Raw genomic sequence first — 17323 nt, 5'->3', positions numbered from 1 at the left:
GCTTGCGTCCTATTCGGTCTTCGAACCGTCGGCGGCCTTGTCCTCGATCTGCAGCGGAGCCCGCTGCGGCGCGAGGCGGGCCAGGATGTCGTCGGCCGACGACTGGCCGGGCAGAATGCCGGCCACGCGCAGCTTCTCGTCGAGATCCGCGCCGGTGCGGCGGTCTTCCAGTTCGCCGGCGGCCTTGATCTTCTCGCCGCGGACCATCTGGCGCTCCTTGATGCGCGCCAGGCTGTCGGCGGCCGAGCCGAGGGACGCGCCGGCGCCCGCGCCGCGGGCGGTGACGGCGGCCTGGGCGCGCTGCACCGACTCATTGACCTTCACGACCTCGACTTCGCGCTTGAGCGTGTCGATGCGGCGGTCGGTGGCGGCGATGGCGGTGTGGAGCTGGTCCTCGGCCTCGCGCATGCCGCCGATCTGCGGCTCCTTCAGCGCGATGTCGCTTTCGAGGTCGGCGATGCGCTGGGCCACCTGGCGGGCCAGGTCCATGTCGCCCTTGGTGACGGCGGCGCGGGCCGAGTTCTCGTACTTGGCGACCTGCTCGCGCAGGCTCTTGACGTCGTTCTCCTGGATGCGCCGGCGGGCGACCAGGGTGGCCAGGTTGTCGCGCGCCTTGGCCTGGGCCGTGTCGGCGTCACGAATCTCCTGGTCGAGAATGCGGATGGCGTTGGCGTCGACGACGGCGGACGTGGCTTCGTGGGCGCCGGCGCGACCCAGGGTGAACAGCTTGCGCCAGATGGACATCGGAGGGCTCCGGGAAATTTCGGTTAGGGTCAGGCGGCGGTGGAGAACGAAGTACGCAGGTCCGAGGCGGCCTCGATGGCGTTTTCGGCGAGGGTGCGCAGCTCGATGACGATATCCTCGATCGAGGTCGTGGTCGAAAGCTCGCCGAACAGCTCGTAGTAGTCGCGGCCGCCGACGGCGCTGATGCCGAAGTTCGACAGCGGCACCAGCTTCTGGGCCTTCAGCAGGAATTCGTTGAAGGCGTGGCGGTCTTCCTGTTCGTCGACGGGCCACAGCAGGGCCGAGGCGGCGATCTGCTGGTCGCTGACGCTGACATAGATCTCGAGGTCGCCCTGCCAGTGCATGGTGACCAGCAGGATCGGATCGGAGCCTTCCAGCACCCGCACGCTCAGCTCGTCGGCGCCCACGCCGGGCGCTTCGTCCAGGGCCGCCTTCAGGGAGCGGACAGTCCAGGGCGTCTGACTCATCGGGTCGTCATCCTCTTCACGGGCCATCTTGGCCGTTTCATACAAGATGGGAGACCGAAGGCCAGTCGTCGAGAGCGAGCATGGCCCCTTTTACAGCGCAGGCTGGCGCCGTACATGAGGGAGCGTTCTTTCAGGGACCAGCCATGTTCAGTCGCTTATTCGGCCGCAAGGAGCCCGCTCCCGAGTCGGCCCTGCCCGCCATCCGCAACGTGACGCTGGGGCGGACCGTCTGGCTGGACCCTCTGGCCTGGAAGCGCTTCGGCGCCGACAGCAAGTTCCCGCTCGACCACGACACGCTGGAAATCACCGCCCAGGGCCTGGTGGACCTGAAGGACGGCGGCTTCGTGCACCGGTTCTACACCGACGACCACGTGATGTTTCAGGCGGTCTCCGACGACCGCGAGGGTCAGCGCCTGACCGACGTCACCCTGTTCGTCCCCTGGGACAGCGCCTATCCGGGCAGCCGCGCCGATCGCGACGCCTGGGGCAAGCGCCTGCGCGCCCGGACCTTCACGCCCGCCGGCCTGCCCGAATACCACCGCTTCTGGTTCGGCGAGGAGGCCGAGAGCCAGGAGCCCGTGACCTTCTGGGAAGACCTGCACGACGACCGGGACGGGATTCCCGACCGGCGGATCTTCCAGACCTGCATGCTGTTCGCCCGCGATCTTCCGGGCGAGGGGCGCGAACTGCTGCTGGCCATCGAGATGGAGACCGAGGACCGCGAGGTCTCGTTCGAAACCATGATCGGCGTGCCGCTCGAAGTCGGCGAATTCCGCGCCTGAACCACGGTCCATAGGGGAAACTAGAGATGTTCGACGTCCAAGCCTTCGGCGAAAGCGCCCTGGCCTTCCTGGTGGCCTTCGTCGCCGCCGGCGTGTTCACGGTGATCTTCAAGATCGTCTACCAGGCGGTGACGCCCTACAACGAGGCCAAGCTGATCCGCGAGGGCAACGTCGCCGCCGCCATCGCCCTGGGCGGCGCCGTGGTCGGCTACGTGCTGCCGCTGGCTTCCGCGCTCAGCCACACCGTCAGCCTGCTGGAGTTCGCCGCCTGGGCCCTGCTGGCCGCCGTCATCCAGATCGCCGCCTTCACCCTGGTGCGGTTCACGGTGCTGAAGGACCTGATCGACCGGATCGAGAAGGCCGAGGTCGCCGCCGGCGTCTATCTGGCTTCGATCTCGCTGGCCGTCGGCCTGCTGAACGCCGCCTGCATGACCTCGTGAGGCCGGACATGAACGCCCACTCCCCCGCCCCGTCCCGCCGCCGCAAGCGCTCGAGCGCCGTGGCCCTGACGGGCCTGATGGCCGGCTCGGCCTTCACCCTGGTCGCGTGCGACGATCCCGGCTCGGCCACCCAGTGGGGCGATCCCCCCGCGGCCGTCTCGGGCAAGAAGGTCGACGCCTCCAGCTTCGCCAATCTCGACGAGTGCAAGGCCTCGGGCGACTTCACGGCCGACCAGTGCCAGACGGCCTATGACGAGGCCCAGAAGGCCAGCGCCGAGAACGCGCCCAAGTTCTCCGACCAGCAGAGCTGCGAGGAGCGCTACGGCGTCGACCAGTGCGTGCCGCGCAGCCAGGCCAACGGCGGCGGCAGCTTCTTCACCCCGCTGCTGACCGGCTTCATCATCGGCCAGGCGCTGGAAGGCATGAGCAACCGCGGCTATCGCGGCGCGCCGATGTATCGCGACCGCGACGGCACCTATTACAGCGGCTCGGGCTATCCGGTGTCGCGCGACTACCTGACCGGCCGCAGCCGGGTGCGCACCGACAGCTTCGACGCCCCGTCGCGTTACGAGGCCCCGACCCGCGTGCAGAGCCGCAGCAGCGTCATCTCGCGCGGCGGCTTCGGCGGCGGCTCGCGCGGCTTCGGCGGCTAGAGGGAACTGAAGGCGGGGCGTCTCGCGTTGGTTCTTCGACGACCACGCGAGGCGACCGCATGACCGACAAGACCATCACGGGGGTTCCCCAGCCGCGCTGGTGGCAGCGCCACCCCACCCTGGCCTTCTGCGCCGCCTGGGGTCTGGGACTTGGACTGTTCGCGACAGCCGTGGCGGTGGGACTTCAGGCCGCGGCCTGAACGCCCGCGCGCTGCATGGCGCGCACGGCCGACAGCAGCCGAGCCGGCGTCACCGGCTTTTCGAGCCACTGGTCGGGCTCGACCTGCAGCACGCTCGGATCGCTGGCCGAGACCATCAGCACCGGCGTCCCCCGCCCTTCGAGCGAACGGATCAGTTCGGCGCCCGTCATGCGCGGCATGGCGTTGTCGGTGATCAGCAGGTCGGGCGCGAAGGCGTCGAAGGCTTCCAGCGCTTCCTGGCCGTCACGGCTCCACAGCACCTCGAACCCCGCCTCTTCCAGCAGGACCTCGTAGACGCCGCCAAGCAGCATGTCGTCTTCGGCGATGAGGATCCGTCGCATGGCAGCCCGCCCGTCGAATTAAGTGAATTCGAATGTGTAAATAGGTCTTAACCATGCCTGCGCCCCCGGTGTCTGCGTGCGCAATCGTCGCATCGCCGAAAGTTGAGCAATCGGGGCGAGAGCGTCGGGAATCACTTCATCCGCAGGCTTAGTCCGGCGACGACCAGTTCGACGGCGTCGGCGGCGGCCGCCAGGGCCTGATGCAGCCGTCCCGCCTCGTCGCGGAACCTGCGGGCCAAGGCGTTGTCGGGCACGACGCCCCAGCCGACCTCGTTGGACACCAGCCAGAGCTCGCCGTCGAAGGCCGAGGCCGCCGCGACCAGCGCTGCCGCTTCGGTCGAGAGATCTTTTTCCGCCAGCATGAGGTTGGTCAACCAAAGGGTCAGGCAGTCGATCACCGCCACGCCGCCCGGCGGCAGGCCGCGCAAGGCCGAAACGAGATCGAAGGGCGCCTCCAGGGTGGTCCAGGCCTGGCCGCGATCGGCCTGGTGGCGGGCGATGCGTTCCTCCATCTCGGCGTCGAAGGCCTGGGCGGTGACGATCATGACCGGTCGGACGCCGACCGCGGCGGCCCTCGCCTCGGCCGCCCCTTGCGCGAAAGCGCTCTTACCCGAGCGGGCGCCGCCTAGAACCAGGGTCAGTGACAACGGGGAACTCCAGATTGACGGTGTGCGGCGCACCCTATAGTCCAGCCGACGCGACAGGTTCCTCCCAAAGAGGATGAAAAGGGAACTCGGGTGTGAAACCCGGGCTGCCCCCGCAACTGTAAGCGGCGAGTTCGCGCGTCACATGCCACTGGGTCTGTTCTTCGGAAGAGAGCTGGGAAGGCGACGCGCAGCAACGATGACCCGCGAGCCAGGAGACCTGCCTGTCGCGGTCGTCCTTCGTCCGGCCGGGGTGCGCCGTACGATCGGGTCTTCCCGCATGGCGACGCTTCGGTCCGGGCGTGTTCACGAGAACACGCTCCTTCTTGTCGCGCACGGAGGAATGACATGCGCCCTGTTTCCCTGCTGGCCCTGGCGGCCGCAGTTCCCGCCCTGGCCCTGCCTGGCCTGGCTTTCGCCGATACGGCCGTGGCCGAAGTCGATCAGGTGGTGGTCACCGCCGGTCGCGAGCCCGAAAAGCTGTCGGAAGTCTCGACCAGCATGACGGTGATCGACGCCGAGGCCCTGAAGAAGGCCCAGGCCGTCGTGATCTCCGACCTGCTGTCGCGCACGCCGGGCGTCACCGTCACCCGCAACGGCGGCGTCGGCGGCACGACCCAGCTGCGCATCCGCGGCGCCGAGACCGACCAGACCGTGGTGCTGATCGACGGCGTCAAGCTGAACGATCCGTCCTCGACCGGCGGCGGCTACAACTTCGCCACCCTGCTGGCCGGCAACGTCAACCGCATCGAAGTGCTGCGCGGCTCGCAATCGACCCTGTGGGGCAGCCAGGCCATCGGCGGCGTCGTCAACCTGCTGACCGCCACGCCCAGCGGCCCGCTCACCACCCAGCTGGCGACCGAGCTCGGCTCGCGCGACACCGCCTACGGCAACGCCGCGCTCAGCGCCGGCGGCGACTGGGGCGGCTGGCGCATCGCCGGCGCCTACTACACCACCGACGGCGTCTCGGCCTTCGGCAAGTCGTACGGCGGCAAGGAGAAGGACGGCTACCGCAACGCGGGCGTCAGCGGCCGCCTGGACCTGAACGTCACCGACTGGGCCACCATCGACCTGCGCACGTCTTACGCCGCCTCGAAGAACGAATTCGACGGCTTCCCCGCCCCGCTCTACGCCTTCGCCGACAGCCCCGAATACGGCAAGACCAAGGAACTGGTCAGCTACGCCGGCGTGCGCCTGAGCGCCTTCGACGGCGCGCTGAAAAACCGCCTCGGCTTCGGCTACACCCAGACCGACCGGGACAACTTCGATCCCAGCTCGTCGGTCCCCAAGACCTTCGACGCCCGCGGCACCAACAAGCGCTTCGAATACCAGGGCACCTGGCAGGTCAGCGAGATCCTCCGCGCGACCTTCGGGGCCGAGACCGAGCGCTCGTGGTTCCGCACCGCCTCGCCGTCGGAATGGGAGCCCAACCCGACGCCCGACAGCCACGCCGCGCGCACCGACAGCCTGTACCTGCACCTGCGCGCCCAGCCGGTCGAGGGCCTGACCCTGACGGGCGGCGTGCGCCGGGAGGACCACTCGGCCTTCGGCGACGCCACGGTCTACCAGGCCGGCGCGTCCTACAGCCCCAACGGCGGCGTGACGGTGTTCCGCGCCAACTACGGCGAGGGCTTCAAGGCCCCGTCGCTGTACCAGCTCTACAGCATCTACGGCGATGCGAACCTGAAGCCCGAGGAGTCGGAAAGCGTCGACCTGGGCGTCGAGCACAGCGTGCTGAACGGCCGCGTGCGCGCGGGCCTGACCTGGTTCCACCGCGACATCACCAACCAGATCGACTACGTCTCCAACAACACCCCGCCCAACTACGGCGGCTACGCCAACTTCGCCAAGACGGAGACCAGCGGCGTGGAGCTGGAGACCACCATCGAGGTGACCTCGTCGCTGAAGGTTACGGCGAACTACACCAACATGGACCCGATCAACCGTTCGGCCACCAACAACGGCAAGCGCCTTCCGCGCCGCGCCGGCGAGACGGCCAACCTGAACGCCGACTACGACTGGAAGAGCGGCCTGACCACGGGCGTCTCGGTGCAGTACGTGGGCGAGAGCTACGACAACGCCACCAACACCCGCCGCCTGAAGAGCTACGCCCTCTTCGACCTGCGGGCCGCCTATCCCCTGAACGACACCTTCGAGGTGTTCGGCCGCGTCGAGAACCTCTTCGACAAGGAATACCAGACCATCTACCGCTACGGCTCGGTGGGCCGCGGCGCCTTCGCCGGCGTCCGGGCGAAGTTCTGATGAGCGGTTCGCCGTCGTCCCTTTCCGGACACGGCGGCCGCCTAGCGGCGGCGCGGGCGCGTTTTCCGGATGCGCCCGCGCCGTGGCTGGACCTGTCGACGGGGATCAATCCTCGCCCCTATCCGGTTCCGCCCCAGGCCTTCGAGGACTGGGGCCGCCTGCCCGATCCGGCCGACCTGGCGCGGCTGGAGGCCGTGGCCGCCCAGGCCTTCGGTGTCGAGGACCCCGTCCGGGTGGTCGCCGTGCCCGGCAGCGAGACGGCGATCCGCCTGCTGCCCAAGATCCTGCCTCGCGGCAGGGTCAGCCTGCCGATTCCTACCTATTCCAGCCATCCGCTCGCCTGGCGGCGCGTCGGTTCCGAGGTCGTGGCCGATCCGGACGAGGCCGACCTGTGCGTGGTGGTGAACCCCAACAATCCCGACGGCCGCAGCCTGGCGCCCGAGGCGGTGCTGGCGCTGGGCCAGCGCGGCGCGGTGGTCGACGAGGCCTTCGTCGAGTGCGAGCCGTCGCTGTCGGTCGCCCCGTTCGCCGGCGCGCCGGATCATGAGCGGCTGATCGTGCTGCGCTCGTTCGGCAAGTTTTACGGTCTGGCCGGACTTCGGCTGGGCTTCGTGATCGCCCGGCCGGCGCTCGCCCGCCGCCTGCGCGAGACGCTGGGCGAATGGCCCCTCTCCGCTCCCGCCCTGGCCGCGGGCCTGGCGGCCTATCCCGACACCGCCTGGGCGAACGCCACGCGCGCCAGCCTGGACGACGACGCCGCGCGGCTGGACGCTCTCTTGGCCCGCGCCGGTTTCGAGGTGGTCGGCGGGACCAGTCTGTTCCGCCTAGCCCGTGCGACCGACGCAACCGTGCGCTTCGAGACCCTGGCGCGCGCCGGGATCCTCACGCGGCCCTTCGATCACGACCCGAGCCTGTTACGCTTCGGCCTGCCCGGATTCGACGCCGACTGGGCGCGCCTGGCCGCCGCCCTGGAGACCCCGCGATGAGCCCCTCCGATATTGGCGACGCCAACGAGCAGCACGCCGAGGCGATGCGCGCCCTCAAGGCCGAGCGCGAAGAGCTGATGAAATCGAAGACCCTGGAGAAGGGTCTGCTGCTGGTCCACACAGGCGACGGCAAGGGCAAGTCCTCGGCCGGCTTCGGCATGGTCGCCCGCTCGCTGGGCTGGGGCATGCAGGTGGGCGTGGTGCAGTTCATCAAGGGCAAGTGGAAGACCGGCGAACGCCTGTTCTTCAGCCGCTTTCCCGACCAGGTGCGCTACCGCGTCATGGGCGAAGGCTTCACCTGGGACACCCAGGACCGCGAGCGCGACGTGGCCGCGGCCAAGGCGGCGTGGGAGGAGAGCAAGGCGATGATCGCCGATCCGACGCTCGACTTCGTGCTGCTGGACGAGATCAACATCGCCCTGCGCTACGACTATCTCGACATCGACGAGGTGGTGGAGACGCTGAAGGCCCGCCCCAATGACAAGCATGTCTGCCTGACCGGCCGCAACGCCAAGCCGCAGCTCCTGGAGATCGCCGACCTGGTCACCGAGATGACCCTGGTCAAGCATCCGTTCGAGCAGGGTTTCAAGGCCCAGCGCGGGGTGGAGTTTTGACTGGTTTCAGCAGGCGGGTCGCTCTGGGGGCTAGCCTTGTCGTCGGCCTCGGCGCCGCCGCGCCGAAGAAGCCGCGCCTGGTCTCCCTCAATCCCTGCCTGGACGGCGTGCTGGTCGAGGTGGCCGACCGCGACCAGATCGCGGCGCTGAGCCACTACGCCCGCGATCCGCAGCAATCGAGCATCGCCGAGCGGGCCAAGTCCTATCCGATGACCTACGAGAGCGCCGAGGAGGTGATCGCCCTGCGCCCCGACGTGGTGCTGAGCGCGGCCCATTCCTCACCGGCCACCCGCGCGGCGCTGAAGCGGCTGGGCGTGCGGGCCGAACTCTTCAAGGTGCCCAACAGCTGGGCCGAGAACCAGGAAGACATCCGCCGCATCGCCGCCGCCGCCGGTCATCCCGAGCGCGGTGAAGCTCTGATCGCCCGCATCGACCAGGCCTTGGCCGCCGCCGCGCCGCCCTCGGGGTCGAAGCCGCTGGAGGCGTTGGTCTTCCAGCCCAACGGCTTCGCGGCCGGCGAAGGCACGCTGGTCGACGAGATGCTGACCCGCACCGGCTTCAAGAACGTCGCCAGCCGCTACGGCCTGAAGAAGTGGGGCAACGTCCCGCTGGAGCGGCTGCTGGCCGACCCGCCGCAGGTGCTGCTGGCCGGACAGGCCCGTCCCGACGCCCCGACCTGGGCCGAGCGGATGCTCAACCACCCCGCCCTCGCCAAGGTGAGCCACCGCATGACCCGCGAGACCTTCCCCGAGCGGCTGCTCTATTGCGGCGGCCCGACCCTGATCCACACCGCCGCGACCCTGGCGACCGCCCGCCGCAACGCCCTGAAGGCCCGAGCATGAGCCATAACCGCCGAACCTGGCTGCTGATCGCCGGCCTGCTGCTGGCCGTGGCGGTCCTCTTCGGGCTGTCGCTGATGAGCGGCCGCGTCTGGGCGCCGTGGAGCGCCTGGGTCGACCGCTCCGACCCGCGCTGGGCGATCATCTTCGAACTGCGCCTACCGCGCACCGTGCTGGCCGTGGCCATCGGCGCGGCCCTGGGGATGTCGGGCGCGGCCATGCAGGGCTACACCCGCAATCCCCTGGCCGATCCGGGCGTGCTGGGCGTGTCGTCGATGGCGGCGCTGGGGGCGGTGATGAGCCTCTATCTGGGCCTGGCCTTCACCGCGACCTGGCTGCTGCCGGCCTGCGCGGTGCTGGGCGCGGCGATCGGCGTCGGCCTGATGCTGGCCCTGGCCGGCACGACCGGCGGCACGGTCACCTTCCTGCTGGCCGGGGTGATCCTCAACACCGTGGCCAGCGCCGGCGTGGCGTTGGCCCTCAGCCTGGCTCCCAATCCCTGGGCGGCGCAGGAGATCATCAGCTGGCTCTTGGGTTCGCTGGCCGACCGCAGCGTCGACGAGGTGCGGCTGGCCGTGCCGCTGATCGTGGCGGGCCTGGCCGTGCTGCTGACCCTGCCCCGCTCGCTGGACGCCCTGACCCTGGGCGAGACCGGGGCCGCGGCCCTGGGCGTCAACCTGTCGGCCGTGCGGGTGCTGCTGGCCGTCGGCGTCGGCGTGGCTTCCGGCGCGAGCGTGGCTGTGACCGGCCTGATCGGCTTCGTCGGCCTGATCGCCCCCCACCTGGTGCGGCCGCTGGTTGGACACCGGCCGGGGGCGCTGCTCGTGCCGTCGGCCCTGGCCGGTTCGGCCCTGGTGCTGGCGGCCGACATCATGGTGCGCCTGACCCCGTCGGCGGCCGAGATGCGGCTGGGCGTGGCCACCGCCGCCGTCGGCGGCCCGTTCTTCCTGGCTCTCCTGATCACCATGCGCCGGAGGCTTGCATGACCCGCCCGCTCCTTGGCGACATCCTTTCGGCCGAGAACCTGGCCGTCGCCCTGGGCGGCCGCCCGGTGCTGCAAGGCGTCAGCGCGCACTTCCGCCCCGGCGAGGTGACCGCCGTCGTCGGCCCCAACGGCGCGGGCAAGTCCACTCTGCTGGCCTGCCTGGCGGGCCTGCGCAAGCCGGACGCCGGTAGCGTGATCCTGGGCGGCGCGCCCCTGGCTTCGCTGGCGCATCGCGAGCGGGCCCGCCGCATCGGCTTCCTGCCGCAGACGCCGGAGGTGGCCTGGGCCGTCGATGTCGAGACCCTGGTGGGCCTTGGCCGCACCCCGCACAGCGGCGCGCGCGGTCTCTCCGAAGCCGACCACCTGGCCGTGGCCAAGGCCCTGAAGCAGACCCACCTCGAAGATCTGGCGTTGCGCGAGGTCAAGAGCCTGTCGGGCGGCGAGCGCGGCCGGGCGCTGTTCGCCCGGGTGCTGGCCGGCGAGCCGTCGTGGCTGCTGGCCGACGAGCCGCTGGCGGGGCTGGATCCCGGCCATCAGCTCGACGCCGTGGACCTGATGCGCGACTTCGCCGCCAGGGACGGCCAGGGGGTGGTCATGACGCTGCACGACCTGGCCGTGGCCGCGCGCCTGGCCGACCGGGTGCTGGTGCTGGTGGACGGCAAGCTGATCGCCGATGGCCCGCCGCGCGAGGCCCTGACCCCGGATGTCCTGGCCAGGGCCTACGGAGTCACGGCAAGGGTGGTGGAGGGCCAGACCGGCCCGCTGATCGAACTGGTCGGACGCCATGGCTGAACCGCTGCTGCTCGCCCCTCCGCTGGCCCTCGTGATCGAGGCCCTGGTCGGCTATCCGGCGAGCCTGCACGCGGCCATCCCCCATCCGGTCACCTGGGTCGGCAAGGCCATCGACGCCCTGGAGCGGCGCTGGAACCGGCCGGAGACCTCGGAACTACGCCGCCGGGAACTGGGCGTCGTCACCGTGGCGCTGCTGATCCTCGGCGCGGTGCTGATCGGCGGCGCGCTGGAGTCGATGTTCGACAGCGGCCTGCTGGCGACCCTGGCGATCGCGCTGATCGCCACCCTGGGTCTCGCGCAACGCAGCCTGCACCAGCACGTGATGGCCGTGCTCGACCCGCTGGAGGCCGGCGACCTGCCCGCCGCCCGCATCGCGGTCGGCCGGATCGTCGGGCGCGACGTCGAGGAGCTGGACCTGCATGGGATCACGGCGGCGGCGCTGGAGAGCCTGGCCGAGAGCTTCAACGACGGAGTCGTGGCCCCGGCCTCTTGGCTGACCCTGTTCGGCCTGCCGGGCCTCTTCGCCTACAAGGCGGTGAACACCGCCGACAGCCAGATCGGCCACATGGAGCCGCGCTGGCGGTCGTTCGGCTGGGCGGCGGCCAGAACCGACGACGTGATGAACTTCGTCCCGGCGCGCCTCGCCGGCCTGCTGATCTGCCTGGGCGCGGGCTGGAAGGGCTGGGACGTCATGCGGCGCGACGCCCGTAAGCACGCCTCGCCCAACGCTGGCTGGCCGGAAGCCGCCATGGCCGGGGCCCTGGGCGTCAAGCTGGGCGGCGCGGCCCGCTATGACGGCGAGACGACGGAGCGCCCGAGCTTCGGCGACGGCCGCGCGCCGGACCTGACCGACCTGCGCCGGGGCCTGCGGATCTACCGCCGGTCCTGCGCCCTGCTGTGGCTGCTGGTCGCCCTGGCCTGCGCCGCCGGCTGGAGACTTGTGCAATGACCTTCACGCCCCCCGTCATCCCCGCCGTCGACCGCGCCCTGGAAGCCAGCTTGCGCGCCAAGCTCGACGGCAAGGCCAAGCCGCCGGGGTCGCTGGGCCGGATCGAGGACCTGGCCGTCCAGCTGGGCCTGATCGAGGGGAGCCTCTCGCCCCGCGCCGCCCGCACCGCGCTGCTGGTGTTCGCCGGCGACCATGGCCTGACCGAGGAAGGCGTCTCCAGCTATCCGTCCAGCGTCACCGTGGCGATGGTCGGCCTGTTCCTGAGCGGCCGCTCCAGCGTCAACGCCTTCGCCAAGGCGACGGGCGTGACGGTGAAGGTGGTGGACGCCGGCGTCGCCGCCGAGCTGCCCTCCCATCCCGACCTGATCGCCGCCAAGGTGCGCCTGGGCGCCCGCAACGCCGCCCGCGAGGCGGCGCTGACGCCGGAGGAGACGGCTCTGGCCCTGACGCGCGGGATCGAGATCGCCGGCCGCGCCCTTCAGGAGGCGGACGTGCTGGCCATCGGCGAGATGGGCATCGGCAACAGCTCGGCCGCGGCCCTGGTCATGCACCGCCTGGCGCCCGCCCCGCTGGAGGCCTGCGTCGGCCAGGGCACGGGCCACGACGAGGCCGGTCTGGCCCGCAAGGCCGCCGCGATCGCCCGCGCCGCCGCCCGCAGCGACGCGACCGGGCCCTTCGCCGTGCTGTCGCAGTTCGGCGGCTGCGAGATCGCCATGATGGCCGGCGCGGTGCTGGGCGCGGCTGCGCGCCGGCGGCCGGTGCTGGTGGACGGCTTCATCGCCACCGCCGCGGCTTTGGCGGCCGTGCGCCTGGCGCCCGAAGCCCTCGACTACTGCGTCTTCGCCCACGGTTCGGCCGAGAAGGGTCACGCCGCGATGCTGGCGGCCCTGGACGCCAGGCCCCTGCTGGATCTTGGCCTGCGGCTGGGCGAAGGCACCGGCGCGGCGCTGGCTGCCCCCCTGCTGGCGGCGGCCGCCAACCTGCTGAACGAGGTCGCCGACCTCGCCGACGTGCTGGGATGATCGGCCGGCAGGTCCAGCTGCTGCTCTGCGCGGTGCAGTTCCTGACCCGCCTGCCCATCCCTGCCATGCGCGGGTTCGAGCCCGACTGGATCACCCGCTCGGCCCGCTACTTCCCGCTGGTCGGCCTGCTGGTCGGCGGGATCTGCGCCCTCGTGCTGCTGGGCGCGAGCCAGGTGTGGAGCGGCTGGGTTCCGGCGATCCTGGCCCTGGGCGCGGGCTTCCTGCTGACTGGCGGCTTCCACGAGGACGGCCTGGCCGACACCGCCGACGGCCTGGGCGGCGGCCAGACCCGCGAGCGGCGGCTGGAGATCATGAAGGACAGCCGGGTCGGGACCTACGGCGTCCTGGCCCTGGTCGTGGTGCTGGGGGCGAAGGCCGCGACCCTGGCGACGCTGACGCCCCTGAACGCCGCCCTGGCCCTGTTGGCCGCCCATGGCGTCGGACGCGTCGCCGCCGTCGCCGCCATGGCCGCCCTGCCCCACGTCAGCGACCGCGCCGACGCCAAGTACAAGCCCGCCCCCGACGGGGTGAAGCCCGCCGAGGTGCTGGTCGCCGCCCTGCTGGGCCTGTGGCCGTTGTTGCTGGTTCCGCCGACCGCAGCCCTGGCGGGCCTGGCCCTCGCCGCCCTGCTGGCCATCGCCCTGGCCTTCCTTTCCCGCCGGCTGATCGGCGGCTATGTCGGCGACGTGCTCGGCGGGATCGAGCAGGTCGCCGAGTTGGGCGCGCTACTGGGCCTGGCGGCGGTGCTGGCGTGATCCTGGCCGTCTGTCCGCTGAGCCGGCTAGACGAGCATCTGGCGGCGCATCGGCCTTCGCACCTCGTCAGCCTGCTGTCGCCCGCCGCAGAGCTATCGCCGGTCGAGGGCGTGGAACGGCTGCATCTGGCTTTCCACGACGTCGCCGAGCCGCGTGCCGACCTGATCGCGCCCAACCCGGACACCATCGCCGCCCTGCTGGCCTTCGCCGAGGGCTGGACCGGCGAACGACCGCTGCTGCTGCATTGCTATGCGGGGGTCAGCCGCTCGACGGCGGCGGCCTTCATCCTGGCCTGCGCCCGACGCCCGAACCGCGACGAGGCGGAACTGGGTCAGGTCCTGCGGCGCCTGTCGCCTTCGGCCACGCCCAACCGGCTGATGGTCGCCCTGGCCGATGCGGCGCTGGGTCGTGACGGGCGGATGTCGGCGGCGATCGAGGCCATCGGACGGGGCGCGGACTGCTTCGAGGGCGAGGCCTTCGAGTGGAAGCTGGGCAGGGATCTCGTCAGTAGGTGACCGTCGCCACCACCTGGTCGCCATAGGTCGCAGGCGCGGGCGTGGTCTGGGCCGGCACGCGGCCGTAGAGCGTCAGCGGCTGGGCGCCGCCCGTGCCGGTTCCGCCCGCTGTCTGGCCAGCCGTCGATCCCCAGGGCGAGGCGCGCGCCGCGTCATGGTAGATGCCGTAGGTGACGTACTCGCTTCCCGCCTTCATCCGCCGCGCCGTGGCCGAGGTTCCCTGCTGGCCGTTGTCCAGCCCGATGGCGTACGGGGTGTCCTTGGTGCAGGTCACCGACATGGCGCTCTGGGCGTCCTTGACGGCGCTGAGCACGCCGGCGTTTCCGAAGCCGAGATTGCCGGTCGAGATCGTGCAGTCGGGGATCAGGGTGGCGCTGTAGGTGAAGGTCGCCGGCACGACCGCATAGCCGATCGTCACCCCCGCGCAGCTCAGCAGGTTCAGGCCCCAGAAGAAGTTCTGACCGGAAAAGCTGGTCGAATAGGCGCCGGGAACGGTCGTCGTCGTGGTCGTCAGCCGCAGATAGACGGTCTGGTTGACGTTGATCGAGGTTCCCGTGCCGGGACTGGCGGTGATGGTCGGCACCGTGCCAAACACCAGCAGGGACGAGGATCCCCAGGGCTGGGTGCGGCCGGCGTCCTGATAGACCTGGAACGCCACGGTCGCCCCGCCCGGACCGACCAGATAGCGCCCGCCCGAGCCGTTCGAGCCGCCCGAGCCAGCGTCGAGATTGGGGCACAGGGTGTAGGAGAGCAGCGACGTCAGGCCCGTGCAGCTGAAGTTCAGGTTGGCCGTGGCGTCCACCGTCCCCGCCGTCAGCGGGCTGAGGGTCGAGCCGAGATTGACGCTGGTGACCGAGGCCGTGCAGCTGGCCGCGGCCTGGGCCGAGGACGGCGCGCCGAACCAGACGAAGGCGGCGACCAGCAGGCCGGTCAGCGCGACGAGACGCGCCCGCCAGAGGCTAACGACAGACGGCGTCGACCACATGCCGGCCTCCCTCGCTGGCGGCGCCGATCACCAGGCGCGCGAAGCATTCGTTTCCATCCTCGACGACAACGCGCAGGTCGGCGTCTTCGCTCACCCCGGTCAGGAACGCCTGGCCATCGTAGCCGACGATGACCCGCTCGGCGACGCCGGCGCGGATCACCTCGGCGCCGGGCGGCACGAAGCTTCCGTCCGGGCGGCGCAGGGTCAACAGCACGGCCGGCGGGGTCTTGCCGACACCGAAGCGGACGATCGCGCCGCCGTTGGCCATCGGGACCACGCTGCGCTCGGTCTGGGCGGCTTCCAGTTCCAGCGGCAGGTCCTGGCTGTCGATCGACAGGCGGTTGACGTCGAAGGCCTCGAGATTGCGCACCAGCAGGCGGCCGTTGCGGTCGCTGCGGCCGACCTTCTGGTTCTGGTAGAGCACCGGCACGTCGGGAGCGCCGACCTCGACCAGGGCGAACGAGCCCTCGAGACGGTTGGTGGTCGCCGCGACGCCGCCGAGCCAGGCCACCGCGCCGTCGACCTGCAGCTGACCGCGCACCGCGCCGTCGGCGTACTGGGCGGCGGCCGAAACGCGGGCGTTGCGACCGCGATAGGCCGCCTGCCCCTCGAAACCCTGGTGAGCGCCCTGCTCGATGCGGGCCCGCCAGCCATAGGTTCCGTCGGCCTGGGTCTCGGCCCGGCTGGCCTCGACGAAGGCGGTGGTGTCGTCGCCCTGGACCTGCACGCCGGCCGACGAGGAACTGCGCGCGCCCAGCGGCACCGACAGGCCCAGGAAAGCGCCGGTGTCGCGCTGTTCTCCCCGGCTGACATAGCCGGTGAGATAGGCCGTCAGGCGCTCGCCGAAGGTATGGCGCAGAGACCCGCTCCACACCTGGCGGCGCGGACCAGCCGCGGCGGTCTGGGCGCTGTAGGAGGCGCTGGCCACCGGCGCTTCGCCCTTGCGCATCAACAGGGCCAGCCGCAGGGGCGTCGAGACGGTGAACTGGTCGATGGCGCGCGGCGGCTCGTCGCCGCCCATCTTCCAGTTGCGGTAGAACGAGGGGCGTGAGGTGACGGCGGCCAGATCGCGATAGCCCGCCGTGGCGCGCATACTCATGCCCGACAGGTAAAAGCCGGCGAAGCGGCTGTCGAAGACCACGGCCGCCAGCGCGCCGCTCTCGTCGTCGGTCCGGCTGGCCGCGAACGAGCCCGACACCACGCCCAGGCCGCCGACCTGGGCCGTCAGGCCGCCGCCGCCCTGGATCAGGCCCGCGCCCGCCTCGACATGACCCTCCACCGTCAGGGCGTCGAGCACGCCGTAGCGCAGGCTGGCCGAGGCGATGGGCGAGCCGGCGTAGTCGGCGGACTCGACGCCGAAGCCGCGGCGGGCGAAGCCGGCCTCGGCCGAGAAGTCGGCCAGGCCCTTGCGCAGCAGCAGGGGCGTGGCGAAGAACGGCGCGCTGACGGCCACCTGCCGGCCGGCCGCGTCGTTCAGGATAAGCCGCACGTCGCTGTAGCCCTGGCCCGGCGGCAGGCCGTCGATCTCGATCGGGCCAGCGCCCACCGGCCGGCTGAGGATCCGGGTGTCGTTGACGTAGAGCTCCAGCGTCGAAGGCGCGGCGGCCGTGGTCGCCAGGCGCGGCGACGGCATGGTGACGATGTCGGGGCGGGTGGCGAAGTCGCGCCGCAGCTGGAAGCCGGCCATCCGGATCGGACGCGTCCAGGCGAAGCCGCCATTGATGTAGTCGCCGGCCTTCAGCCCCATCATCCGTCGGGGCTCGAACCAGGACCACGTCGTGTCGAGCCGCACGATCCGTCCGGTGTCGCCGACGCGGCTGGCCGCCACGCTGCTGGAGAGGGTTCCGAACCGGCCGAAGACGCGGCCGTCGAGCGCCAGGCCCAGCGAATCCACCCCCAGGCCATCGCTATCGTCGACCTGGCCGCCGTCGGCGGAGAACACGTAGTTGAGCACCGCGCCCAGGTCCTGGCGCGGCGCTCCGGCCGCATCGCGGTTGGCGGCCAGGTTGAAACGCTGAACGGCGAGCAGGTCGATGTCGGCATTGACCATCAGCCGCTGGCCGACGTCGTCATAGGCCGCCGACAGCCCGCGAAGCGCCGACAGATCCACCAGCCCCACGCCGCTGGCGGTCAAGCCCACGGCCCGCATCTCGTCGGCGCGCATCTCCAGGCGGCCGTCGGCCTCGCGCGCGACGGCGGCCACCAGGCCGGTGTTGCGTCCGTTGATCCAGACTTCCAGCTGAAGGTCTTCACGCATCGTCTCGATAGCCTTCAGATCCGGCAGCGGCAGGTCCTGAGCGGAAGCCGAGGTTCCCAAGGCGGCGAAGGCGAGACTGAGGGCGACCGCT

Annotated in this window: 20 protein-coding genes and 1 riboswitch; of the genes, 14 read left to right on the top strand and 6 right to left on the bottom strand. The window is 71.0% G+C overall.

Annotated features, from left to right (window positions below; genetic code table 11):
• Positions 1 to 9: 9 nt before the first annotated feature.
• Positions 10 to 744 carry a PspA/IM30 family protein gene (locus tag AC1RRS_RS09115; protein ID WP_492854875.1) on the bottom strand — a complete coding sequence of 245 codons (735 nt, stop codon included), beginning with the start codon at positions 742 to 744 and terminating at the stop codon, positions 10 to 12.
• Between the two features lie 29 nt (positions 745 to 773).
• Positions 774 to 1211 carry a YjfI family protein gene (locus AC1RRS_RS09110; RefSeq protein WP_110118568.1) on the bottom strand — a complete coding sequence of 146 codons (438 nt, stop codon included), beginning with the start codon at positions 1209 to 1211 and terminating at the stop codon, positions 774 to 776.
• A 143-nt stretch (positions 1212 to 1354) separates the two neighbouring features.
• Here AC1RRS_RS09110 and AC1RRS_RS09105 point away from each other — a divergent pair, with 143 nt between their 5' ends.
• From AC1RRS_RS09105 to AC1RRS_RS09090, 4 genes are read left to right on the top strand one after another with little or no spacing between them, the layout of a single operon-like run.
• A complete protein-coding gene (locus AC1RRS_RS09105; protein WP_110118567.1) occupies positions 1355 to 1993 on the top strand; it encodes a YjfK family protein in 639 nt (212 codons plus the stop codon).
• 26 nt (positions 1994 to 2019) lie between these two features.
• A complete protein-coding gene (locus tag AC1RRS_RS09100; protein WP_487291575.1) occupies positions 2020 to 2433 on the top strand; it encodes a DUF350 domain-containing protein in 414 nt (137 codons plus the stop codon).
• Positions 2434 to 2441: 8 nt separating this feature from the next.
• Positions 2442 to 3086, top strand: a complete 645-nt coding sequence (locus AC1RRS_RS09095) for a DUF1190 domain-containing protein (RefSeq protein ID WP_492854874.1) — start codon at positions 2442 to 2444, stop codon at positions 3084 to 3086.
• A 59-nt stretch (positions 3087 to 3145) separates the two neighbouring features.
• Entirely contained in the window at positions 3146 to 3286 is a 141-nt protein-coding gene (locus AC1RRS_RS09090) for a hypothetical protein (protein WP_487291573.1), read from the top strand.
• Here the strand turns inward: AC1RRS_RS09090 and AC1RRS_RS09085 are convergent.
• A complete protein-coding gene (locus AC1RRS_RS09085; RefSeq protein WP_487291572.1) occupies positions 3271 to 3627 on the bottom strand; it encodes a response regulator transcription factor in 357 nt (118 codons plus the stop codon). The genes AC1RRS_RS09090 and AC1RRS_RS09085 overlap by 16 nt on opposite strands.
• A 131-nt stretch (positions 3628 to 3758) precedes the next feature.
• The gene (gene cobU / locus AC1RRS_RS09080; protein ID WP_492854873.1) at positions 3759 to 4274 is read right to left on the bottom strand and encodes a bifunctional adenosylcobinamide kinase/adenosylcobinamide-phosphate guanylyltransferase; all 516 of its coding nucleotides are present in this window, start codon (positions 4272 to 4274) and stop codon (positions 3759 to 3761) included.
• 38 nt (positions 4275 to 4312) lie between these two features.
• Positions 4313 to 4513, top strand: a riboswitch (cobalamin riboswitch).
• A 106-nt stretch (positions 4514 to 4619) separates the two neighbouring features.
• Between cobU and AC1RRS_RS09075 the strand changes: the two genes are divergently transcribed.
• The 10 genes from AC1RRS_RS09075 to AC1RRS_RS09030 are packed head-to-tail and all read left to right on the top strand — an operon-like array spanning position 4620 to position 13990.
• Positions 4620 to 6533 (top strand): TonB-dependent receptor plug domain-containing protein, encoded by a 1914-nt coding sequence (locus AC1RRS_RS09075; protein WP_492854872.1) that lies wholly within the window; start codon positions 4620 to 4622, stop codon positions 6531 to 6533.
• Positions 6533 to 7519 (top strand): threonine-phosphate decarboxylase CobD, encoded by a 987-nt coding sequence (gene cobD / locus AC1RRS_RS09070; RefSeq protein WP_492854871.1) that lies wholly within the window; start codon positions 6533 to 6535, stop codon positions 7517 to 7519. Before AC1RRS_RS09075 ends, cobD begins: the two co-directional genes overlap by 1 nt.
• Complete coding sequence (gene cobO / locus AC1RRS_RS09065; protein WP_492854870.1) at positions 7516 to 8133, top strand: cob(I)yrinic acid a,c-diamide adenosyltransferase; 618 nt, start codon at positions 7516 to 7518, stop codon at positions 8131 to 8133. Before cobD ends, cobO begins: the two co-directional genes overlap by 4 nt.
• Positions 8130 to 8975: an ABC transporter substrate-binding protein gene (locus AC1RRS_RS09060; protein WP_492854869.1), complete on the top strand. Its 846-nt coding sequence runs from the start codon at positions 8130 to 8132 to the stop codon at positions 8973 to 8975. The genes cobO and AC1RRS_RS09060 overlap by 4 nt, the downstream gene beginning before the upstream one ends.
• Positions 8972 to 9958, top strand: coding sequence for a FecCD family ABC transporter permease (locus AC1RRS_RS09055; protein ID WP_487291566.1), 987 nt, complete (start codon positions 8972 to 8974; stop codon positions 9956 to 9958). Before AC1RRS_RS09060 ends, AC1RRS_RS09055 begins: the two co-directional genes overlap by 4 nt.
• Positions 9955 to 10749 carry an ABC transporter ATP-binding protein gene (locus AC1RRS_RS09050; RefSeq protein WP_492854868.1) on the top strand — a complete coding sequence of 265 codons (795 nt, stop codon included), beginning with the start codon at positions 9955 to 9957 and terminating at the stop codon, positions 10747 to 10749. Before AC1RRS_RS09055 ends, AC1RRS_RS09050 begins: the two co-directional genes overlap by 4 nt.
• Positions 10742 to 11698, top strand: a complete 957-nt coding sequence (cbiB, locus tag AC1RRS_RS09045) for an adenosylcobinamide-phosphate synthase CbiB (RefSeq protein WP_492854867.1) — start codon at positions 10742 to 10744, stop codon at positions 11696 to 11698. The genes AC1RRS_RS09050 and cbiB overlap by 8 nt, the downstream gene beginning before the upstream one ends.
• On the top strand, positions 11695 to 12720 hold the full coding sequence (cobT, locus tag AC1RRS_RS09040) for a nicotinate-nucleotide--dimethylbenzimidazole phosphoribosyltransferase (RefSeq protein ID WP_492854866.1): 1026 nt from the start codon (positions 11695 to 11697) through the stop codon (positions 12718 to 12720). The genes cbiB and cobT overlap by 4 nt, the downstream gene beginning before the upstream one ends.
• A complete protein-coding gene (gene cobS / locus AC1RRS_RS09035; protein ID WP_492854865.1) occupies positions 12717 to 13475 on the top strand; it encodes an adenosylcobinamide-GDP ribazoletransferase in 759 nt (252 codons plus the stop codon). The genes cobT and cobS overlap by 4 nt, the downstream gene beginning before the upstream one ends.
• On the top strand, positions 13472 to 13990 hold the full coding sequence (locus AC1RRS_RS09030; RefSeq protein WP_492854864.1) for a tyrosine phosphatase family protein: 519 nt from the start codon (positions 13472 to 13474) through the stop codon (positions 13988 to 13990). Before cobS ends, AC1RRS_RS09030 begins: the two co-directional genes overlap by 4 nt.
• Here the strand turns inward: AC1RRS_RS09030 and AC1RRS_RS09025 are convergent.
• Together AC1RRS_RS09025 and AC1RRS_RS09020 are read right to left on the bottom strand one after the other, a co-directional pair.
• Complete coding sequence (locus AC1RRS_RS09025; protein WP_492854863.1) at positions 13980 to 14975, bottom strand: Csu type fimbrial protein; 996 nt, start codon at positions 14973 to 14975, stop codon at positions 13980 to 13982. The genes AC1RRS_RS09030 and AC1RRS_RS09025 overlap by 11 nt on opposite strands.
• Positions 14950 to 17232 (bottom strand): fimbria/pilus outer membrane usher protein, encoded by a 2283-nt coding sequence (locus tag AC1RRS_RS09020; protein WP_492854862.1) that lies wholly within the window; start codon positions 17230 to 17232, stop codon positions 14950 to 14952. The genes AC1RRS_RS09025 and AC1RRS_RS09020 overlap by 26 nt, the downstream gene beginning before the upstream one ends.
• Positions 17233 to 17323: the final 91 nt, after the last annotated feature.

The sequence above is a fragment of the Caulobacter sp. GW821-FHT12A07 genome (assembly GCF_058807655.1).
This window is presented reverse-complemented; position numbering and strand designations above follow the sequence as displayed.